Here is a 22,289-nt window from a genome sequence, read left to right as displayed (position 1 = left end):
GATTGCATATCATTACTAGAAAAAAGTTAAAACTCAGGTCAACCAAAAACTTCGGGTGAAAACATCTGCGGCAATACTTGAAAATATGGCATGAAACTATTAGCTTGTTCAGAAGTTAGACGAGCTTGGATTTCTTTACCTAGTAAATGCAGCATTTGACGAATGAGTTCCCAATGTACTTTTAATCTAGGATAAAGCATGACACATAGGGGAAATAATTCTTGTTGAATTGCTGAGATATTGCCTTCTAAAGCCGATACCCACAGGTAAACCTGAAACATTTCTACATCCCTAATACTAGAAATTCTCACCTCTGGGTCACTCAACTTACCTGACATAGAGCCGTAATTGGGATACATTTCTATGACTCTTTGACATACCCTCTGAGCAATTTGTGTACTCACTGGTAATAAGTTTTGTACTGCTAACAAGACTGTGGAATTATAATCATGTTCGGCTGCGGCTTCATAAGCACGTTGCAAAGGCATATATAAGTGGTCATCAATAACTTTAAAGTATGCACGAACAAGCGATCGCTCTAAAGTATCCAGTTGTTCTAAAAGCATTTGACTTGTGTAATGAAATTGCATACTTACAAAGCCAATAACTCTAGGATCAGAACTAACATATTTTTTTCGCATAGCTCCGATATCTGCACCAATTATTGTTGTCAATTGGCTAGGAGCAATCTGTTGAGTGTAAACTTCTAATGCCTTTTCATTAAGTTGGCTACCTTCTTGTGCTAATTGCACAACTAAAGATAAAGGTCGAGTAATTCCTTGTTGTGTGTAGACTTGCAAAACTTTTTGATAAATTTTAAATGAATCTCCTGCAATCTCCCAGGGATTAATGTGATCAGGATGTATGTTATGTCTGGCAACTTCTACCGATAACAATGCTTCAGTTTTATTCCAAGCTTTAGCACTGGCACTGCGTAAAGAATCTAAAATTTTATGGGCTGTTTTTTGTCGTCCAAATGGTGAGACTAAATCTGATAAAGTTAATGTCTGAGAATCTTCTTCAACAATATCTATCTGAAGATTCTGCATATATTTTTTAGCCCATTGCTGTGCTAAAGATTCTATATTGCCCGGATTGGGTATATCTGTGATTAGTGTCGAATTATTGTTTAAACGCTGTAACATACAGAATTTACCTACTACTACCTGTGTTCATTAATATTTTTTATACTGAAACTTAGCCTTTCATATATCTTAATATATAGTTACTATTTATTACAATTACTTAGCTGAAATTTTATTTACAGTGATTATTAAGTATTGAGTATCAGAAGTTTTACCAGTAAATTTATTGAAAGTGCCACTGATATAAACAGTAATTTGGCAATAATAATCAGAAAAAATACGGTTGAGTATGATGTGATAAATATGGTTCTAGTTATGATTTGAGATTCTGGCAAAAAACTTAAAGAACACAAACGGCATATACTGGTTGGTAGGCTGGGTTGACTCATATTTCGACTTGTTTGGTGAGAGCCGTTTTCATACCTCTAGGGAAAAGTCAGCTAGGTGGTAGCGTGGGATAGCAAATAGAAGAAGACCCCCGCTAAAACGGTAATTTAACGGGGTCAGAAACTTAAATGACTTTGCAGAAGCTACCTTGGGTAATTAGCAGTGTTAACTTCTGAGGTTAACGCCGAATTTTTCTACTAAAGCTTCCCGGACTTTGTTGTGTACTGGTTCGACTTCGTTATCGGTGAGGGTGCGATCGCTCGCCCGATATACTAGACGAAAGGCTAAACTACGTTGTCCGGTGGGGACATTTTCGCCACGATATTCATCGAACAATTCCACAGATGCCAGTAAACCTTTACCAGCTTTGGTAATGGCTTTTTCTAGTTCAGCAACGGAGACTTTCACCGGTGCAAAAAAAGCAATATCGCGATCGCTCGCTGGGTAGGTAGAATAAGCTGTGAAGGTAGGCGTGAGAATTTCATCTTGGTCTACCGCATCTAATAATACATCTAAATCCCACTGGAACAAGTACACCGATTCAGGTAAATCTTTGTCCCGGCGTAGTTGGGGATGCAATTGACCAAAAATCCCTAACCTATTCCCCCTCACCCATAACGAAGCGGTACGTCCTGGGTGCAGACGCTCATCACGGCAATCAGGCTGATATTCTACTTGTATGCCCATTTGCTGGAACACACTTTCTAAAATCCCCTTGGCTTCAAACCAGGTCATCTGTTGTTCTTTGCCACCTTTTGACCATTTGCCCAGGGTTCTATCTCCCCCCATGATACCAGCTAATGCGTCTGCTTCTCGCAAACCTTCTTCCCCTTGCCAGAAAATTCGCCCAATTTCAAAACCATTGAGAGAACCGTTACCTTGTTCTAAGTTATATTGAAACGCATCAATCAACCCAGTTAACAAATCGGTACGCAAAGCCGAATATTCGACAAATAAGGGGTTACTCAAAACAATTTGTCGGTCTTCCCCAGGTTTAACTAAAGAATATTGCATTAACTCTGTCAAACCTTCCGCCCGTAAAGCTGCGCGTAACTTGCGAATTAATTCTTGGTCAATGGGTAAATAACCAGCTTCGGCTTTATCTGGTAAGGTATCACAGAAATTATCATAACCGTAGAGACGGGCAACTTCTTCAATTAAATCTATTTCCCGTTCTAAGTCGCGGTAACGATAGGGTGGAACTGTCACATTCCAAGTTCTCTCACCTGCGGGAGTTAGTTGACAACCGAGTGCGGTGAGGGTTCTTTCTACATCTTGTGCTTCTATTTCTCCGGTTTCCTCACCCAAAATTACAGGCCCTAAAACTTCATTTATTCTGTCTAAACGCAGGGAAATAGAACGACTCCAGGTAGTAGGATCAGGACGGGTATCTGCGATTTCTTGATGAACAATCACACCCCCAGCTAATTCTATAATTAGGGATAAAGCGCGACGACAAGCAACTTCTAATTCTGCACGGTTAACACCCCGTTCGTATCTTCCCGAAGCTTCGCTACGTAAACCCACACTGCGGGAGGAACGGCGAATGGCGACAGAATCAAATAATGCTGCTTCTAAAACTAAGCTTTGGGTTGCGTCATGAACTTCTGTTTCTTCCCCACCCATCACCCCGGCTAAAGCTACGGGTTGATCATTAGCTGTGATTAATAAGTTTTGGGGTGACAAATTGCGAGTTTGTCCGTCTAGGGTTTTTAGGGTTTCCTTGGCGTTAGCGAAACGCACCCCGATGCTAAGATTACCATTACCCGCGACGGTGGTTAAACGCTCTTGATCAAAGGCGTGTAGTGGTTGTCCCCATTCCAACAACACATAGTTAGTAATATCCACCACATTATTAATAGGTCTTACGCCAGCAGAACGCAAGCGTTGTTGTAACCATTCGGGGGAAGGGGAGATTTTTACTTGGTCAATAACAGTTCCAATGTAAGCTGGACAAGCTTGGGTATCGGCGATTTTTAAACTTAATGCGCCTGGGTTTTGGGATATAGATATTTCCCCAGGTGCAGGTATGCTGAGTTTTCCACCAGTCAAAGCGGCGACTTCCCGCGCTATCCCGACCATACTTAAAGCATCTGCACGGTTAGCGGTGGCGGTGACATCTAAAATTACATCATCTAACCCTAATAAGGGACGGACATCACTACCCAAAGGAAGATTTTCTTGAGTAAAAATATGAATTCCGTCTACATCAGCAGGTAAACCGAGTTCTTTTAAGGAGCAAATCATCCCTTGAGATGGGACACCCCGCAGTTTGGCGGGTTTGATTTTTAAATCGATGTTTGGTAAATAAGTTCCGGTTGTCGCGACAGGGACATAAATATCCGCCCGGACATTCGGCGCACCACAGACTATATTTAATGTCTCTGATGCACCGATATCTACTTGACATACACTCAGTTTATCAGCGTTGGGGTGGGGTTGACGCTCAAGCACTCTCCCCACTACAACGCCGTTTGCCCACGTGCGACGGTCTTCTATATCTTCGACTTCAAACCCAGCCATTGTCAGGGTGTGAGCTAGTTCTTCGGGGCTTAATTTTATCTCTACCAGTTCCCGCAGCCAATTCAGAGAGATTCGCATGAGTGTGCTTGTTTTCTGTTTCGTCTTTTGCTCTAATTTTAGGTCGCCTCGTGACTGTTGAGGTTTCCCCGTTCCTCATCCTACTACGTTGTTAGAGGTTGTTGGAAACAGGGTTTAGGGGTGGGTTTTTTCGCGCATACCGCTAAAGCGGAACCGCAGGGAAGGCGCAAAGCGGCTTCTCGCTGGGTAGGCGCAAAGCAAAAAATTGTAGGTTAGGGAGCCATCGCCGTGGACGGGTTTCCCGGCTTGGGGCGAATGGCGTTTGACGTAAGCAAACCCAACACTAATATCCTAGTTGGGTTGCGCTGCGCTTAACCCAACCTACATCTACTGCACTTCCTCCTTTTGATACATATTGTCATAGAAAAAATGGATAAATTTTCTTTTGATGGAATTAAATAATTCTGTCAAAAGATTCTGATATAAGCTGGCTAATTATTGATAATTAGTAATCAAGTAGTAGAACCAGTAAAACATAATTGTTCATAAAAAATTAAGGGTTATTTAATCAGGCTTCATGAACATATTTTACAACCTTTATAAAGAAGACTTGAATGGTTGTAAGTTCAGTTTCTACTGGCTGCTGTCTTCATACCATGCCTAAACTAGATGCGAAATACAAATTGCAGTTTAATATCATCTAGGAGCTTAATCATGAATAGAAGAATGATCAGTTGTGGACTGTCTATTTTATTAGGGCTGGGAACAACATTAAGTTTAGCAGAATCAAGCCTAGCATCTTGCTTAAGAATCAGAAAAATTCAAGCCAAAGCGGTATCTACAGGAGTTTCTTCTTCCTTGTTAACAGGAGTAATTAGGGGAAGTGGTTTCGCTTTGAGTTTTATAGGTGACTTAGGAGCAGCTAATGCTGTAATTCAATCTCAAGCTCCTAATTTAGTTAATATCTTTCAAAAGCTAGGTCAACGATTCCCCGATCAATTATACTTGACTTTTAATACTGGTAAGGGCTTAAAAAATGCAGTTTGGCCTGCACGGGGGAAATATCGTAAAATTAAGCAAGGGCAAACACTTAATGTTAATGCACAGTTACCTTTTAGTGGTAGTGGTAAGGTAAACTTTTGGGAATATGATACTATTAGTTCGGATGATTCTCTAGGCAGTATGGTTGTCAGTCAATCAGAAGAGGACTCTCAAGTCCGCACTAAAGTTGTGACAAACCCAGATGAAGGTAATTTTTATCTAGTTGAATATCAAGTCTTACCTGGTTCGTGTTCAAGATAAGTCAATGAACTTCGAACAACTTCGAGTTGATGGTGCTGCTGTTTAAGGCAAACTCTAGTAGTTAGTTCAGAAGGGATTATTTATCACAAAGACTGAGCTTGATATATACAGCACAGAAGTGCTGTATATATCAAAAAAATCATATAGCGATCGCCTACTATTGTCGAGTCCGTTGTTACACACATACACAAACCCACCCGTCAGGAATTGCGAAAAGCATCATTGCTATTTTGAAGTTATCAGCACTCTATTCTGTAAACGGCTGAGTTCCCAGGAGACAATGATGACAGTTGACTACAAGCACATCCAGAGGTGGATTTTACAACCTGCGTTGATCGGTTTAGCAACAGTAGGTATGCTAGCCTGTCAACCACAAGCAACTTTTTCTAGTCACGGTGCGATCGCTACACCTAAGTCTACACCAAAACAGGTGTCACAAAAACCCGGTACTTACCGGAGCGATCGCTTGCGGTTTCAATTTAGCTACTCTGCCAAAGATTTTGTCATAGATAATCAGATATCCACCCCCAGAAATAACGTTGATTCTCCTTTGTCCACTATTGATATTTGGACTAAAAACCACGCGCAAAAAATCCGCGCTGGTGCATATCAAGGAGGTACAGAATACCCAGCTAATGTTAATATTACTGTCAATAACAATCCGCGAAAATTGAGTTTACAAAACTGGGTGAAGCAGAGTCAACAATTCGGTGTAACTCGTGATTTTCAATCTGCTAGAATTGCTGGACAAACAGGAATTAAGTTTCAATCTAGTGGCTTATACGAAAACGAACACGTTGCTTTTTTCAGTCCTAAAGATTCTCGCATTATTGTGCTGACATTATCCAAAACTGGGTATGGTAATAATGATGCTATTTATCGCCGAGCATATCAACAGATAATCAATTCCTTTGCTTTTGTTAGCAGATAGAATATTAAAGGTGTCTGCCTAAGTTCGCGTTTTCATTACTAAAGAAATCAACATTCCAATCACACCTAAAACACCAGATGGAATAGTGATAATTCCACCCCATGCGCCAATAAATATCATTCCTGTCACCCAGCCTTCCATCTGGGGATTTTCAGGACATTTATAGGATATACCAATATCTACTTGACAGCCAAAGCGTTGAGCTAAAATTAAGCCTATCCCAGCGATGATAAACGGCAACACACCGTAGAGAATGCAAACACCAAGCAACAGTAATTGCCACCGAACTGCTAAAGAATAGTATAGAGCGATCGCTGCTAATCCTGGCCCTACAAGAAACAATATCAAAAAAAAGATTGAGTAAAACATAGCAGCCAAAATAGCCTCTATACAAATTATACAGTGATTTTAAGTATTGCTTTGTTCCCTATTCCCAATGCCCGATGCCCTATTCCCTAAATAGTATTTTACAGCCTTTAAGCTAAGTGCATAAATACTATTTTTAACAATTCTGCACGGGTAAATGGTTTAGTTAAATATCCCGAAGCACCGACTAATCTGGCTTTTACTTTGTCCACTAGCCCTTTATTGCCTGTAACAAAGATAATCGGTGTTTCTTTAAACATAGAATTATTGCGGATAATCCGACATAATTCATAACCATCAATTCCCGCCATATTCAAATCTAGTAAGATTAAATCTGGTTTGTGTCTAATAATTGACATAGCGGCTTTTAATGGGTCATTAATGGCTATGACAGTAAAATTTTCGTTTTCTAAGAAGTAGCTAATTTCTTTTAAAATTGTGGGACTATCATCCACAGACACAATTTTGTATTGCTTTTCTGGGGTAGTGGTAGCAGGGGTTACTCTTTCAGGAACAGAATTTGTGTTATTTAGTTGTTGAGCGATGGCTGTTGTATCAGCAGAAATCCGCGATCGCCTAACATGAGTGACATTTTTTATCTCTACATTTGGGTTGATAGGAGTAGCATTTTGACTCAATTCTACCACTGTATCAACTAATTTCTTCCCTAGGAATCCAGTTGTATACTCAGGTATTTCTGGCAAATTGACCACCATTTTGGGTAAGAGGTCATAAGGTGGATCTGGTTCATTTAAAATAATCTCGCCAGTCAGGATGTAAGGGTATAAATATTGCGCTAGTTGCAGTTCATCTTGATTCATAATCACAGCCAGGTGTCGCAAACTAAAACCCTTCATCCAATAAGTTAATTTTGGCTGGAGTTCGGTTGCCACTTTGCCAGAAATTGGATTACTCAGTAACAAGTAAGGACGCTGATAAGGAGATGTAAATTTTGGTAGGTAAGTTTGCCAATGTTGTAATTTTGCTTGACAAAAGTTGATAACTTTAGCTACATCTAACCGACAAATTACAGGCAATTTTTGAGACGAATCACTTAAACTATAAGTGCCATTTTGAATCAAAATAAATGCTTCCATTACTTCTTTAACTACTTCTTGTATGAGTAATGAAGCTTGGTGATTATCTAGATATCCTTGATTCATCAGCCATTGAATCGCCTGATAATCCGGTGGGTGATTTTCGTTAACTAGATAGGGTGAGTCAGTCTCAAATAACAAGCGCAGTTGCACACGAATTTCTGGCGTTACCAGGGGACATTGGTGACTGAGGCGGCGGAGATGGCGTTCTAGTCTGTCAAATGGCTCTACAGAATGGGTAGCATAGGTGAGTATTCCATTTTCTAGGTAAATTAACCAAGTAATTAAATTACTCTCAGCTTGTAAACAAGTGGTATCCAAACAACTAGATAATTGTCTTAATAAATTCTGAGGTCGGAGTGTTGTAAATGTGCCGATATTATTCATGTTGTAGGATGGTTTTGGAGAAACACACAGGATTTAAGTAAAATTTTCTCATTGAAAATGTGAATATTTATGTGATTTTACAAGCTTTTTGTCCATTAACTCTGCTCCAGAAGAGACATATACTTGACAAAGTAGTAAATTTTTCTTTTTAATAGTTTGTCAAATCCTCACCTATATTTGGGGTTAATATTTTCTCAAAAGTTGAGCGGAAAGTTATCTTAGTTACATTAGGTATAAATTTATGGTAACTAATTTGATTGTAAATTTATTATTTATATAGAAAAATAAAATTCTCACATCAAATCTTTAAAAATTTATATAGGCAAATGCAAATTATTTATTATATTCTGTGGTTGCTGTAGATAAATTATGGCAGATGGGCGTTCGCCACCCATGCGAACTTTAATCTATGTTTTTATGTCTCTACATCCTGATTAAAATTTGCTTAAATCTGTAGAGCTTACGGTGAAAATAATCTTTTAAATGAAGATTAAAGCATCTACCAGCAAACATCTACCTGTGGTCTTGTTGCCTGCGACTGTGGCAACTATATACTTTGGAAAAAGGAAAATAGAGCGTTGAACTATAACATAACACAAAAGGTTATGAATGAAACCTTAATGCTAGATGAAGTAGTAGAATTTGCGGAGAATCCAGAACCACGTTGTCCTTGTGTGTTGTTGCTCGATACATCTGGTTCGATGCAAGGCACACCTATAGAGGCATTAAACCAGGGCTTGCTAAATTTTCAGGATGAGTTAGTCAAAAATTCCATAGCCGCCAGACGGGTAGAAATAGCAATAGTTACCTTTGATAGTCATATCAATGTGATACAAGACTTTGTAACGGCGGATCAATTTCAACCGCCGATTTTGACAGCCCAAGGATTAACCAGTATGGGTGCGGGGATTCATAAAGCCTTGGATATGGTGCAGGAGAGAAAATCTTTGTATCGTGCCAACGGTATTGCTTATTATCGTCCGTGGGTATTTATGATTACTGATGGTGAGCCACAAGGAGAATTAGACCATTTAGTAGAGCAAGCCGCAATACGTCTACAAGACGACGAAGCCAATAAACGCGTCGCCTTTTTCAGCGTCGGTGTAGAAAACGCGAATATGACGCGTTTAAACCAGATTGCCGTGCGGACACCCCTGAAACTCAAAGGATTGAACTTTATCGAAATGTTTGTTTGGTTATCAGCTAGTATGTCAGCAGTTTCCCATTCTCAGATAGATGAGCAAATAGCACTACCGCCGATTGGCTGGGGATCTATTTAGATAGGGTGCGAATTGCGGCCTCACACTTTCACAGCTAGCTGACGAAACAAGTATATGAAAACATCAAAACAGAACCCTCATTGGCAAGTAGTCGCCGCCTCTGTTTGTGGTACAAGCCACCTCAAAAATAAGCAGCTGTGTCAAGATGCTCACCACTGGCAACAGTTGCCTGATAACGTGTTGGTAGCAGCGGCCGCAGATGGTGCGGGTTCTGCCAGTCAAGGAAAAGTCGGGGCGATGGTAGCTGTAGAAACAGCGATTGAGAATTTATCGCTCAAAAACATCACTAGATATTCCTTGGCTGATGATGAAACTGTACAATTGTTGTTAACTGATGCTTTGGTAGCCGCTAAAAAAGCTGTAGAAGATGAAGCGGCGGCTTGCCAACAACAGCCCCAGGATTTAGCAACTACCTTAATTATTGCGATCGCCTCACCAGAAATGGTCGCAGCCGTACAAATTGGTGATGGATTAGCAGTAGCTAAGGATCGCACAGGCCACCTCTTAGCCTTGACCATACCTCACAACGGCGAATATATCAACGAAACGACCTTTTTAACTTCACCAGGTGCCTTAGATACAGCGCAGATGAGACTATGGCGGGAAGCCATAGTCAACATTGGAATCCTTACCGATGGACTACAAATGCTGGCTTTGAACATGGTTGTTGGTGAACCTCACAAACCTTTCTTTTTTCCTTTATTCGAGTTCGTCGAAAAAACAGAGGATAAAACAGCAGCGAAAGAACAGTTAGTGAGGTTTTTAAGTTCTGAACGGATTACACAACGTACTGATGATGATTTGACGCTGATTCTCGGTGCCTTCAACCATTCATGAGCCAGGATTCTGCAAGTTCGGTAAACAACAAGGCAGAAAGTAAGGGAGTAGGGAGTAGAGGAAGATGAGGAAGCAGGGAAGCAGAGGAAGCAGGGAAGCAGAGAGGAAAAATCTCATCCCCAATCCCTTCCAATCCCCAATCCCCAATCCCCAATCCCCAATCCCTTCCCATGCCTTTGCCAATAACCCCTTAATCGTGATTTGATCATGAAGGTACTACGTTATCTTCCCCAAGAAGAAATTCTCAGCCTCAGCGTTAGCTTAGGGCGTGGCGGTGAAGCTTGTATTTATGCTGTGCCATCGGCGGGCGATTTAGTCGCAAAGGTTTATCATAAACCTACGCTGGCTCATGGTAATAAACTCCGGGCGATGCTTGCCAACCCACCGGAAAACCCAACGGCGAGTTTGGGGCATATTTCCATTGCTTGGCCGCAAGAATTACTGTGGGGGGTAGATGAAAACACCAGCATCATTGGCTTTTTAATGCCTCGCATTCGCGGAATGCGTCCCATCATCGACTTTTACAACCCCAAAACCCGCCGCCAACACTGTCCATTATTCAATTATCAGTATCTCCTGCGTACAGCTCGCAATCTGGCCGCAGCTTTTGCCGCTTTACATAACAGTGGTTATTGTGTCGGTGATGTCAACGAGTCAAATATCCTCGTCAGTGACACAGCATTAGTCACCTTGGTAGATACAGATTCCTTCCAAGTGCGTGAACCAGAAAACGATATAGTTTATCGTTGCCCGGTGGGTAAACCTGAGTTTACACCCCCAGAGCTACAAAATAAAATTTTTGCTCATCACGACCGCCAAATTAGTCATGATTTATTTGGCTTAGGAGTCCTCATCTTCCAATTATTGATGGAAGGGACACATCCTTTTTCTGGTATTTATCAGGAAATTGCCGAACCACCGCCCTACGAAGCCAGAATTGCTTCTGGACATTTCACCTACAGTAAAAAGCGGCAAGTTCCCTACTTACCTACACCGATTGCACCACCTTGGCAAACACTTCATCCCAGACTGCAAGCCTTGTTTTTGCAGTGTTTCGAGGATGGACACTATACCCCCCAAAAGCGTCCTCATGCTCAAACTTGGTTGTCTGCCTTAGCGGAAGCCGAGGACTCTCTGACTACTTGTAGTGTTAATCCCCAGCATCGCTACAGCAATCACTTGCATACTTGCCCTTGGTGTGAACGGGCGGTACGTTTGGGTGGTAGAGATCCTTTCCCCTCAATGCAAGCGATTGAGAGAAGAGAACATCTACGTCCCCGCAAGACTACCAAAAAAGGACGCACCCTAACTGTACAACCGGCTGCTTTACCACTGCCAGTTATGCCCTTGTACCAAAGTCACTGGCAGCTACCCACCTCTAGTTTTGCTCCCTATCGCCCTCGACGGCGAAAAAGACTTTATCCTCTGGTTAGTTGCTTGCTGGGGTTAGGGGTATTGGGGTACTTGGATGTGATGATGAAATTTACCCGCCCCTTAGTTTCAGCTAATAATTATGCCCAACAAAGCTTGATTACACAGCCAGCGACAAGTAGTCAGACTCAGACTTTTGCAGATTACTACCAGCAAGGTGATGCTGCTTATCAAGAACAAAATTACAAGCAAGCGGTAGATAGCTTTAGCCTGGCGATTCAAAAAGAACCTACCAACGCCAAAGTCTACATTAATCGCGGGAATGCCCGCTATAACCTCAAAGACTACGAAGGCGCAATGATAGACTATACAGCCGCTTTGCAAATTAACCCGCAAGAAGTCAAAGCCTTTGTCAATCGGGGTAATGCCCGCTATATGCTGGCGGAATTTAGCAAAGATCCTGATCGAGAATACAAGCTAGCGATCGCTGATTTCAACCAAGCCATCAGCGTCAACCCCAAAGAAAGCGAAGCCTATATCCGTCGGGGAATTGTTTACGCCCAAATGGCTAGATATAGCGGTGACACTCTCAAAGACTATCAACTAGCGATCGCGGATTTTGACAAAGCATTGGAAATCAACGATACCAAATCTGAAGCTTACTTTCAGCGTGGTTCTGTCCGCTATCAAATCGCTCAATATAGTGGTGATTCTCACTGGGAATATCAGCAGGCGATCGCTGACTTTGACCAAGCCTTAAAGATTAACAACCAATTGCCCAAAGTTTACCTGAAACGCGGCATGGTGCGCCATGAACTCGCCCAACTCACTGGTACATCATCTGATCCTAGTCATCTCAAAGCCATTGCCGATTTACAGATTGCTGCCCAACTTTCTCTAGAACAAGAAGATACAGAAACTTACCAGCAAGCATTAAGTAGTATCTGTATCATTGAAGAAAGCAAATGTAACGCTTTATTCCAAAGTGCTAACTTGTGGCGATTTGCAGATACAAACTCCACCCTTACACAGTAACTAGCATCAGAATTCAGCATTCCAAACCTAAAATTTTTGAGAAGATATTTGGTAATTGGCTTCCAGATGTATAGCATCCTCCTGTGGACAAGGACTTGCTAACAACTATTCTCGATTCAAAATACTGTATTCTGAGTTTCTCGCTAGTTATACCCATGAGAAACAAGAATGTAAGAGATAGATTTACTAGGGGCGCAAGGGCTTGCGCCCCTATAATAATTGATATCTTGCCGAGATTTTTTGAATTCGTAGTGTATCTTGAGGAATTAACATATTATTTAAGAGTTTTTAGTGTTGATTTTTACAATCCTAAAATACTCAATGTAGAAATTCATCACTCTAATTTATTAGAAGTATTTTACTACTTGCAGTCAATTATTTAGCCAAATATTTGGATTTATCAAGGTTTAACAGATAAAAGTTTTTTATTTATCCTTTCTTTATACAATTTCCGAGAAGAATAGTTAGACTATGTACGAAGAAAACTACAAGAGAAATCAAGTTTTCTCCCATCCATGTGCATCCTCTTCATCCTGATAAATTTCTCACAACAATTAATTTATAAATCTCCGAGGTAGTTGCATGAAAGCGGTGATTTTGGCTGGAGGACTGGGTACACGCCTCAGTGAAGAAACCAGTATCAGACCGAAGCCGATGGTTGAGATTGGTGGTAAACCAATTCTCTGGCATATTATGAAAATTTATTCTAGCCACGGCATTAATGATTTTATTATTTGTTGTGGTTACAAAGGTTACATCATTAAAGAATATTTTGCTAACTACTTTTTATATATGTCTGATGTAACTTTTGATATGCGATTTAACCAGATGAATATCCATTCTGGTTATGCTGAACCTTGGCGTGTCACCCTAGTAAATACAGGTGATAACACCATGACAGGCGGACGCTTGAAGCATATCAGAGAACATCTTGGGAATGAAACTTTTTGCTTTACCTACGGTGATGGTGTCAGCAATGTGAATATTACCGAACTAATTAAATTTCATCAAGAACAAAAGACACTAGCAACACTCACAGCCGTACAACCAGCCGGTCGTTTTGGTGCGATTTCCCTAGGACAAGAACAAACTAAAATTACCAGTTTTCGAGAAAAACAAGATGGTGATGGTGCCTGGGTAAATGGTGGTTATTTCGTCTTAGAACCAGCCGTAATTGATTTTATTGCTGATGACACTACAGTTTGGGAGAAAGAACCATTAGAAAAGTTAGCAGATTTAGAACAATTATCAGCTTTCAAACATAATGGTTTTTGGCAACCAATGGATACATTAAGAGATAAAAACTACTTAGAAGAATTATGGAATCTTAACCAAGCTCCCTGGAAAGTTTGGTAACACCAATACACACAATACCAGTGAGGAGATAATTACAACAACTACAAACTCCTTTGGCGTAAGCTTTTGGCATTTTGCCAAAGATTATTAGCAATACTGTTGTATGGTAATACTTAACAGATGTCACGGAGTTTATTGCAAAACAACCGAATTTATTCCCAACCCAGGGGCAATTTACGCCTAAATCTAGAATTGATGTAAATCCCCCCAATGGTAGAAATCAGATGATATCTACCCCAAATAAAAACATGGAAGTATTTATGACTTTTCGTAAGTAATAAATACTAGATGTCATAAAAATTAACCGCAAAAGTTAGAAATTCTGCTCAACTAAAGTGAACGGTTTGGTGATGGAATCAAATTTTTGGCATAGAAAAAAAGTTTTTCTCACAGGACACACAGGTTTTAAAGGCAGTTGGATGTCCCTATGGCTACAAATGCTAGGGGCTGAAGTGTTTGGTTACTCTTTAACTCCGCCAACATCTCCGAGTCTGTTCGAGTTAGCTGATGTCGCTGAAGGCATGACATCAGTAGTGGGAGATATCAGAGATTTAGACTATCTGCAACAAGCAATGCAGACTTTCCAACCAGATATTGTCATCCACATGGCAGCTCAACCCTTAGTGCGGGAATCTTATCAGCAGCCAGTAGATACCTATGCAATCAATATCATGGGAACAGTCAACGTACTGGAAGCAATCCGCTATGTATCCAGCGTCAAATCAGTAGTCATCATTACCTCTGATAAGTGTTACGAAAACCGAGAATGGATTTGGGGCTACCGCGAAACAGATCCGATGGGCGGATATGATCCATATAGCAGCAGTAAAGGATGTGCAGAGTTAGTCACTACAGCTTATCGTCAGTCATTCTTCAATCCTGCTAACTACTCTCAACATGGCGTGGCTGTAGCTACTGTCAGAGCCGGAAATGTAATTGGTGGTGGGGATTGGGCTAAAGATCGTCTCATTCCTGATATTCTCCGCGCTTGGTTGGGAGGAGAAGAAGTTGTGATTAGAAATCCCCAAGCAGTTCGCCCTTGGCAACACGTTCTAGAACCACTTCATGGTTACTTGATTTTGGCGGAAAAATTATTTACTCAAGGTTGTCTGTATGCAGGTGGCTGGAATTTTGGCCCTGATGAGTCAGGAGTGAAAACAGTCTCTTGGGTAGTTGAGCAACTCCAGCAATTGTGGGGGAACAATGCTAGTTGGATTCAAGATAGTAGATTTCAACCTCACGAAGCCAATTATTTAACCTTAGATTGTTCTAAAGCTCGTAATCTGATCAATTGGCAACCCCAATTAGACTTAGCAACGGCATTAGCCTGGATAGTAGATTGGACTAAAGCCTGGGAACAAGGCTATGACATCAAGCAAAAAACTCAATCTCAAATTCAGCAGTTTATGCAACTATCTAGCAATGCTGAACAGCTAGTGTCAGTTTAGTCCAAGTCACAACAAATAACTCCCTACTTTTCCAGGGGAGTTGCGGCAATATAGGACTCCTATTTGATTGTGGCAAAGCTAGGTGCAAATCAAAGAGCCTTCTTTCCTATTGCCTATTGCTTATGAGCAAATTATTAACCATTGCCATTCCCACCTATAATCGTGCTGAATTACTTGATCAACAGTTATCTTGGTTAGAACGATCTATCAAAGGTTTTGAATCAGACTGTGAAGTATTAGTTGCTGATAACTGTTCTAGCGATCATACTCCAGAGATTATAGAGAAATGGCAGAAAAAGCTGATTAATCTCACTTTTAAATCACACAAGCATCCGCAACATTTAGGCATAATGCAAAATATTATGTATTGCCTAAATTCAGCAGCAACCCAATATGTTTGGGCAATTGGTGTTGATGACCACATTCAAGATAGAACAATAGCTGATGTTATTGATAAACTTAAACAACAGCAGAATCTATCATTGTTATTTCTCAACTTCTCTGGTTGCAATAAAATTACTGGGCATCCAATATATCCACCAAGTATTATTGGTAATCGCTGGTTTGATGCTGATTGTGAAGATGGTTGTAGTGATGGTAAAGCGATTTTTGAGCATTGTTTTGCTAAAAGTTTGGGTGCAGTTATCTTTTTGAGTGCTAGTATCTATCGCACTGATTTAATAAAACGCGCTCTGCAAAATTGGTCAGATGCTGCAAATAACTGGATGTCATTAGCATACATAGCGGGCTATTGTGCTGCACACGGCAATGTGATTGTCACAAAAAAAACTTATTTAGAATGTGCTTTTGGTGCGACTTTTTGGCACAAAAAGCCCAAAGCGGTGCTATTAATGCAATACAAACATATACCTGAAGTCATATCTAAACTGGAAGCAAGTGGATATTCGCAGGAATTTTGCAGACGGATACTTTTGCAGTTTTGCCAAGAGATTGACACAAAGGTTTTATTAAATAAGTTGCGACGATGGCCGATTGCTGCTATCAGAACAGTCATGCCTTTTTTGATTTTAGTTAGGATGGCAACTGTTGATCTGGTGTTTTTTCAATAGATAAAGTTCCTGTTGAGCATCTTTATCTAGAGTAAATACTAAGTGATTAGTAATTATTTCTTCTGTTCAAATTATATTCCTGTCAACTATGATTTTCACTCCTACATCGCTACAAGACGCATTTATTATTGATTTAGAAGAAAAGTCAGATAACAGAGGTTTTTTTGCTCGGACTTTTTGCGCTAGAGAATTTACAGACCACGGTTTAAAACCAGTAGTTGCTCAGTGCAATATTGCTTATAACTATACAAAAGGCACAGTCCGGGGAATGCACTATCAACTCAAACCAGCAGCCGAAACTAAACTGGTGCGTTGTATTAAAGGTGCTATTTATGATGTAATTATTGATATGCGTCCTGACTCACCGACATTTTTATCTCACTTTGGTGTAGAACTCACAGCAGAAAACCGCCGCGCTTTATATGTACCAGAAATGTTCGCTCATGGTTATCAAACTTTGAGCGATGATGCTGAAATTGTCTATCAAGTCGGTGAATTTTATACGCCAGGATATGAAAGAGGGCTACGTTATAATGACCCATTTTTTAACATTGAATGGCCGTTAGAAGTCACATTAATTTCTGAGAAAGATGCCAATTTTCCCCTGTTAGAAACCATTCCCATCGGTAGTTCTAATCCAGTGGAAGCAGTTTGTTAGGCATGGGAAGGGATTGGGGATGAGATTTTTTCCCTCTACTCCCCTGCCTCCCCTGCTCATGCCTCCTGCCTCAAAACAATACGAAATAAAGGAATTAACAAAATGATTATTATTGATCGCGCTCTAGAAGCTCGTGCTGCTGCTGGTAATCCCGTGAGAGTGGGAATGATTGGGGCTGGTTTTATGGGTCGAGGGATTGCTAACCAAATTATCAATTCTGTTCCTGGTATGGAGTTGGTAGCAATCTCTAACCGTAGCCTGGATGGTGCTAAACGTGCGTATACAGAAGCAGGTATTGAGGAAATTCAAATTGTTGAGAGTGTAGGCGCATTAGAGACAGCGATCGCTCAAGGGAAATATGCGATTACTGAAGATGCCAACTTCATCTGCCAAGCCCAAGGTATTGATGCGATCATCGAAGTGACTGGTGCAGTGGAATTCGGTACTCAGATGGTGATGCAAGGAATTGCTCACCGCAAACATATTATTATGATGAACGCCGAACTCGACGCTACTATCGGCCCCATCCTCAAAGTTTATGCAGATAAAGCCGGCGTGATTCTCTCCGCTTGTGATGGCGACCAACCAGGAGTAGAGTTGAACCTTTACCGATTTGTCAAAAGTATTGGTTTGACTCCCCTATTGTGCGGAAATATCAAAGGATTGCAAGACCCCTACCGCAACCCTACCACTCAAGAAGGATTCGCCAAACGTTGGGGACAAAAAGCCCACATGGTGACAAGCTTTGCCGACGGTACAAAGATATCATTCGAGCAGGCGATCGTTGCCAACGCCACAGGCATGAAAGTTGCCAAGCGGGGAATGTTGGGTTACAACTTCACCGGTCATGTAGACGAAATGACCAATATGTATGATGTGGAACAACTTAAAGAACTCGGTGGCATCGTAGACTATGTAGTTGGAGCTAAACCCAGCCCTGGCGTGTTTGTCTTTGCTACCCATGACGACCCCAAACAACGCCACTACCTCGACCTCTACAAATTAGGTGAAGGCCCTCTATATAGCTTCTACACCCCCTATCACCTCTGCCATTTTGAAGTACCCTTATCTGTAGCCCGTGCAGTTTTATTCCAAGATGCTGTGATGGCTCCTTTAGGCGGCCCCTTAGTGGACGTAGTAGCCACTGCCAAAATTGACCTCAAGGCAGGAGACACTTTAGATGGCATAGGCTATTATATGACCTACGGACAATGTGAAAATTCCAATATTGTCCAACAACAAAAGCTTCTACCAATGGGTTTAGCCGAAGGATGCCGTCTCAAGCGTGATATTCCCAGGGATCAAGTCCTCACCTACGATGATGTAGAACTACCAGCAGGCAGACTGTGTGACCAACTCAGAGCCGAACAAAATCAATATTTTGCCTCAGAGAAAGTCCTCGCCACAGTTAGCTAGCATCTGACTTATTTGGCAATCGTAATTTAGAAATATTGCCCCCCTTCGGACAAGGGGGGTTCAGGGTATCTGATCGGCGGTTAATTAATAATTTGAGAAGACCATGAAAATTGCCCTAGTTCATGATTATTTAACGCAGCGTGGTGGAGCAGAACGCGTCTTTGAACTACTTTGTCACCGTTATCCAGAAGCGGATATTTTTACATCTTTATATGATCCTGAGAGAACTATCGATGTAGGCGATCGCATAGTTAAGACAACTTTCTTACAAAAAATTCCTGGTGCAGCCAAATATTTTAGATTAATGGCTCCCTTATATTTTCCTGCCTTCCGGGCTTTAGATTTGCAAGACTACGATTTAATTATTAGCAGTAGTACCAGCTTTGCCAAAGCAGTGAAAAAGCGACAAGATGCCAAACACATTTGCTTTTGTCATAATGTCACTCGTTTCTTGTGGGATACAGAAACTTATTTACGAGAATATAGTGACTATCGCTACTTTGCCCCCTTCATCCAAAGAATTTTTCAATTAATGAGAGATGTAGACCTGAAATATGCTCAGGAACCTGATATCTACATTGCCAATTCCAGCACAGTTGCCCGCCGCATTCACAAGATTTACGGCAAACAAGCACTGATGATTAACTATCCTATCGATACCAGTAACTTTATTTTTTCAGATACCAAAGATGAATACTATTTAGCATCGGCGCGGATGATTAGTTATAAGCGACTCGATATCATAGTTGAAGCATTTAACTGGTTAGGATGGCCGTTATTAATATCTGGAGATGGCCCAGAAAGAGAACGATTACAAGCTAAAGCGTTGGATAATATTCAATTTTTAGGTCATGTTAGTGACAGCCAACGTAAAGATTTGTTTGCGAAAGCGAAATCCATAATAGTAGCAGCCTTAGAAGACTATGGTTTAGTACCTGTAGAGGCTAATGCTAGTGGTACACCAGTGATTGCTTATGGCGCAGGTGGTGTATTAGATACGCAAATACATAGACACACCGGAGTATTTTTTACCAGACAAACACCGGAATCTTTACAAACTGCATTATTAGAGTCCGGAAAAATTGCTTGGAATTATGAAAATATTCGTAATCATGCTGTGAATAATTTTTCAGAACAAGTCTTCTTTAACAAAGTTGAGCGAGTTATTGACGAAACTTGTGGTGTCAATTGAAGAAGAAGACTGTCCTTTTATTTCAGCTTGGGCAATTAGTGAAAATTACCAAATCTGATTTGTTAGTAGTTCACGTAGCGTCTCGCAGATAAGGATAATAAACGTGGTTCAAAGCAGTCTAAGCACCAATATCGTCACTTCAAATCAAGATACAGAACCTAGCTATGGAAAAATTTTTACGGTACTTATTCGGAGATTTCCTTGGTTTTTAGCAGTATTGTTCACCACAATTGCCTTAGCAGCTTTCATCACTTCTAAAACCAAACCTACCTACAAAAGTACAATGCAGTTGTTGGTAGAACCTAACTACCAAGGTAGAAGAGAGACAGCCGGGCCAGAAACTCAATTTCTCGAACCTGATGTCCAGATAGATACTGCAACTCAACTTAATTTGATGCAGAGTTCAGGACTGATTCAAAAAGCAGTTACAAAACTACAATCTGAATATCCAAATATTACTGTCGCTGACATTAAAAATGCTTTAGTCTTGAATCAAATCAAGACGAAAGAAGATAATGTAGCGACTAAAATTTTCCAGGTAGACTACACAGCTAACGATGCCGAAAAGACGCAAAAAGTTCTGGCTGCTATTCGTCAAGTTTATGTGGAATACAACAAAGAACAGCAGGATATGCGTCTGCAAAAAGGTCTACAAGTTATCAGAGAACAATTAAGCAAAGCCAGCGAAGAAGTAAACGCGGCTGAAGCCAACTTACAACGGTTCCGCAGAAATCAGAATTTAATTGATCCAGTTGCACAGGCTAAAGCTTTAGAAGATGCTTTGAACGCTGTTGAACAGGAACGCCGTACTACTCGTTCTCAGTATCAAGAGGCTTTAGCCAAGCAAAAATCTTTGCAAGAACAACTCAACCGTTCTCCTCAAAATGCTTTAGTTGCTTCCCGTCTGAGTCAGTCTACTCGCTATCAAGGCTTACTCAACGAAATTCAAAAAACAGAACTGTCGTTGGCTCAAGAACGCCTACGCTTTACAGATGAGACTCCTAGCGTGCAGAAGTTGAAAGAACAACTGCAAAGCCAAAAGGAATTATTGCAACAAGAAGTAGGCAGAACTTTAGGCTTTAAAGGAGTCAGTGTTTTCAATTCCAGGGAACCGCTTCTGGAACAAGGACAACTAGGTGAAATTGACCTTAACCTTGCTAGTCAACTGGTAGAAACACAGACAACTATAGTTGCATTAAGTGCGCGTGACCAAAGTTTGGCACAGAAAGAAAATCAGCTACGTCTAGAAATCAAACGCTTTCCGCCCCTATTGGCTTATTACAACCGCATACAACCACAGTTACAATTTAGTCGCGAAAGATTGGAGCAACTGTTGCGGGCAGAACAGCAATTGCGCCAAGAATTAGCCAAGGGTGGATTTAATTGGGAAGTTGTGGAAGAACCCCAACTAGGTGTGAAATTAGGCCCTAACCTCCAGCAAAATCTGATGTTGGGTGCAGTGGTAGGGTTAATGTTGGGTGGTATTGCCGCCTTTATTCGGGAAGCATCTGATGATTCTGTTCACACTACGGCTGAGTTAGAAAAACAAGCTGCTTTGCCTTTGTTGGGAACTACTCCTAAACTAGCACCAGCTAAAACCAAAGAATCTATGATTAAGCTACCTTTTGGTAAGCCAGAAATACCTGCACCTTGGACGATTGAGGTTTTACAATCTCCTCACCGTTGGGAATCTTTGGATCTGATTTACAAAAATATCGAACTTTTAAATTCTGTCTCTAGCTTGAAGTCGTTGATGATTTCCTCGCCTGTGGTGGATGAGGGTAAGTCAGCTTTCGCTTTGGGTTTAGCGATGAGTGCGGCGCGGTTACATAAACGGGTACTGTTGATTGATGCTAACTTACGTCATCCGAGTCTGCATGAACAGCTAAATATTCCCAATGATCAAGGGCTTTCTACTCTCTTGGCTAGTGAGATCACTTTGCCTAATCAGATTGGAACTCATTCTGTAGGCTCAACCTATATTGATATTTTAACGGCTGGCCCTCAACCTGCTGATGCTGCTAATCTTTTGAGTTCTCCCCGGATGCAGGAATTGATGAACGCATTTGAGGAGAACTATGATTTAGTAATTATCGATGCGCCGCCTGTTTTGGGTTTGGTGGATGCGATGCTGACGGCTTCCTCTTGTCGGAGTGTGGTATTGGTAGCTAGCATCGGTAGGGTAACTCGCAGCCAAATCGCCCAAGCTACAGGTATGTTGAGTAGGTTAAACCTGATTGGAGTTGTGGCTAATGGGGTGGCCAACTCTGATAGTACCTATGTACAGTATGCTAGGGAATATCGATATGCTCTACAACAAGCGGTAGAGAAGTAGAAGGGATTGGGGATTGGGGAATAGGTAAAAATTCTTTTCACCTGCTGCCTCCGCTTCCTGCTCCCTGTTGAATTCATCTGACTTGAGTCATACTTTTTGATTGTGCGATCGCCTGTTCAGGGTTGCGATCGCACTTGTGTTTTTGCTGGGCTGATATATTAGTCATTAGTCATTGGTCATTAGTCATTAGTCATT

The 22,289-nt window shown here is 41.1% G+C and carries 16 protein-coding genes; 12 read left to right on the top strand and 4 right to left on the bottom strand.

Going from position 1 to position 22,289, the window contains the following annotated elements; genetic code table 11:
• Positions 1-38: 38 nt before the first annotated feature.
• Positions 39-1,145, bottom strand: coding sequence for a hypothetical protein (locus tag AACS98_RS07340; RefSeq protein WP_066377776.1), 1,107 nt, complete (start codon positions 1,143-1,145; stop codon positions 39-41).
• Between the two features lie 492 nt (positions 1,146-1,637).
• A complete protein-coding gene (gene pheT, locus AACS98_RS07335) occupies positions 1,638-4,073 on the bottom strand; it encodes a phenylalanine--tRNA ligase subunit beta (RefSeq protein ID WP_066377775.1) in 2,436 nt (811 codons plus the stop codon).
• Positions 4,074-4,727: 654 nt separating this feature from the next.
• On the opposite strand from pheT, the gene AACS98_RS07330 reads away from it, so the two are divergent.
• Together AACS98_RS07330 and AACS98_RS07325 are read left to right on the top strand one after the other, a co-directional pair.
• Positions 4,728-5,315 carry a hypothetical protein gene (locus AACS98_RS07330; protein WP_157087495.1) on the top strand — a complete coding sequence of 196 codons (588 nt, stop codon included), beginning with the start codon at positions 4,728-4,730 and terminating at the stop codon, positions 5,313-5,315.
• A gap of 280 nt (positions 5,316-5,595) precedes the next feature.
• On the top strand, positions 5,596-6,246 hold the full coding sequence (locus AACS98_RS07325) for a hypothetical protein (RefSeq protein WP_066377773.1): 651 nt from the start codon (positions 5,596-5,598) through the stop codon (positions 6,244-6,246).
• An 18-nt stretch (positions 6,247-6,264) separates the two neighbouring features.
• On the opposite strand, the gene AACS98_RS07320 is transcribed toward AACS98_RS07325, so the two are convergent.
• Positions 6,265-6,615, bottom strand: coding sequence for a hypothetical protein (locus AACS98_RS07320; RefSeq protein ID WP_066377772.1), 351 nt, complete (start codon positions 6,613-6,615; stop codon positions 6,265-6,267).
• Between the two features lie 107 nt (positions 6,616-6,722).
• Positions 6,723-8,096: a response regulator gene (locus AACS98_RS07315; protein WP_066377771.1), complete on the bottom strand. Its 1,374-nt coding sequence runs from the start codon at positions 8,094-8,096 to the stop codon at positions 6,723-6,725.
• A gap of 605 nt (positions 8,097-8,701) precedes the next feature.
• Here AACS98_RS07315 and AACS98_RS07310 point away from each other — a divergent pair.
• The 10 genes from AACS98_RS07310 to AACS98_RS07265 all read left to right on the top strand — a co-directional run bounded on the left by AACS98_RS07310 (position 8,702) and on the right by AACS98_RS07265 (position 22,094).
• A complete protein-coding gene (locus AACS98_RS07310) occupies positions 8,702-9,376 on the top strand; it encodes a vWA domain-containing protein (RefSeq protein ID WP_082803698.1) in 675 nt (224 codons plus the stop codon).
• Positions 9,377-9,430: 54 nt separating this feature from the next.
• Positions 9,431-10,213 carry a PP2C family serine/threonine-protein phosphatase gene (locus AACS98_RS07305; protein ID WP_066377770.1) on the top strand — a complete coding sequence of 261 codons (783 nt, stop codon included), beginning with the start codon at positions 9,431-9,433 and terminating at the stop codon, positions 10,211-10,213.
• Positions 10,214-10,420: 207 nt separating this feature from the next.
• Positions 10,421-12,619: a tetratricopeptide repeat protein gene (locus AACS98_RS07300; RefSeq protein ID WP_066377766.1), complete on the top strand. Its 2,199-nt coding sequence runs from the start codon at positions 10,421-10,423 to the stop codon at positions 12,617-12,619.
• A 582-nt stretch (positions 12,620-13,201) separates the two neighbouring features.
• Positions 13,202-13,975 (top strand): glucose-1-phosphate cytidylyltransferase, encoded by a 774-nt coding sequence (rfbF, locus tag AACS98_RS07295; protein WP_066377764.1) that lies wholly within the window; start codon positions 13,202-13,204, stop codon positions 13,973-13,975.
• Positions 13,976-14,325: 350 nt separating this feature from the next.
• Positions 14,326-15,423: a CDP-glucose 4,6-dehydratase gene (gene rfbG / locus AACS98_RS07290; RefSeq protein WP_066377796.1), complete on the top strand. Its 1,098-nt coding sequence runs from the start codon at positions 14,326-14,328 to the stop codon at positions 15,421-15,423.
• A 122-nt stretch (positions 15,424-15,545) separates the two neighbouring features.
• On the top strand, positions 15,546-16,493 hold the full coding sequence (locus AACS98_RS07285) for a glycosyltransferase family 2 protein (RefSeq protein WP_066377763.1): 948 nt from the start codon (positions 15,546-15,548) through the stop codon (positions 16,491-16,493).
• Between the two features lie 88 nt (positions 16,494-16,581).
• Positions 16,582-17,151, top strand: coding sequence for a dTDP-4-dehydrorhamnose 3,5-epimerase (gene rfbC, locus AACS98_RS07280; protein ID WP_066377762.1), 570 nt, complete (start codon positions 16,582-16,584; stop codon positions 17,149-17,151).
• A gap of 102 nt (positions 17,152-17,253) precedes the next feature.
• A complete protein-coding gene (locus AACS98_RS07275) occupies positions 17,254-18,567 on the top strand; it encodes an NAD(P)H-dependent oxidoreductase (RefSeq protein WP_066377761.1) in 1,314 nt (437 codons plus the stop codon).
• A 103-nt stretch (positions 18,568-18,670) separates the two neighbouring features.
• The gene (locus AACS98_RS07270) at positions 18,671-19,759 is read left to right on the top strand and encodes a glycosyltransferase (RefSeq protein ID WP_066377759.1); all 1,089 of its coding nucleotides are present in this window, start codon (positions 18,671-18,673) and stop codon (positions 19,757-19,759) included.
• Between the two features lie 103 nt (positions 19,760-19,862).
• A complete protein-coding gene (locus AACS98_RS07265) occupies positions 19,863-22,094 on the top strand; it encodes a GumC family protein (RefSeq protein ID WP_066377757.1) in 2,232 nt (743 codons plus the stop codon).
• The last annotated feature ends 195 nt before the right edge of the window (positions 22,095-22,289 follow it).

Origin of the sequence: Anabaena sp. CA = ATCC 33047 (assembly GCF_963870205.1) — a bacterium.
GTDB lineage: Bacteria > Cyanobacteriota > Cyanobacteriia > Cyanobacteriales > Nostocaceae > Trichormus.
The sequence above is the reverse complement of the archived record's forward strand: the minus strand, read 5'-3'. Positions and strand labels throughout refer to the sequence as shown.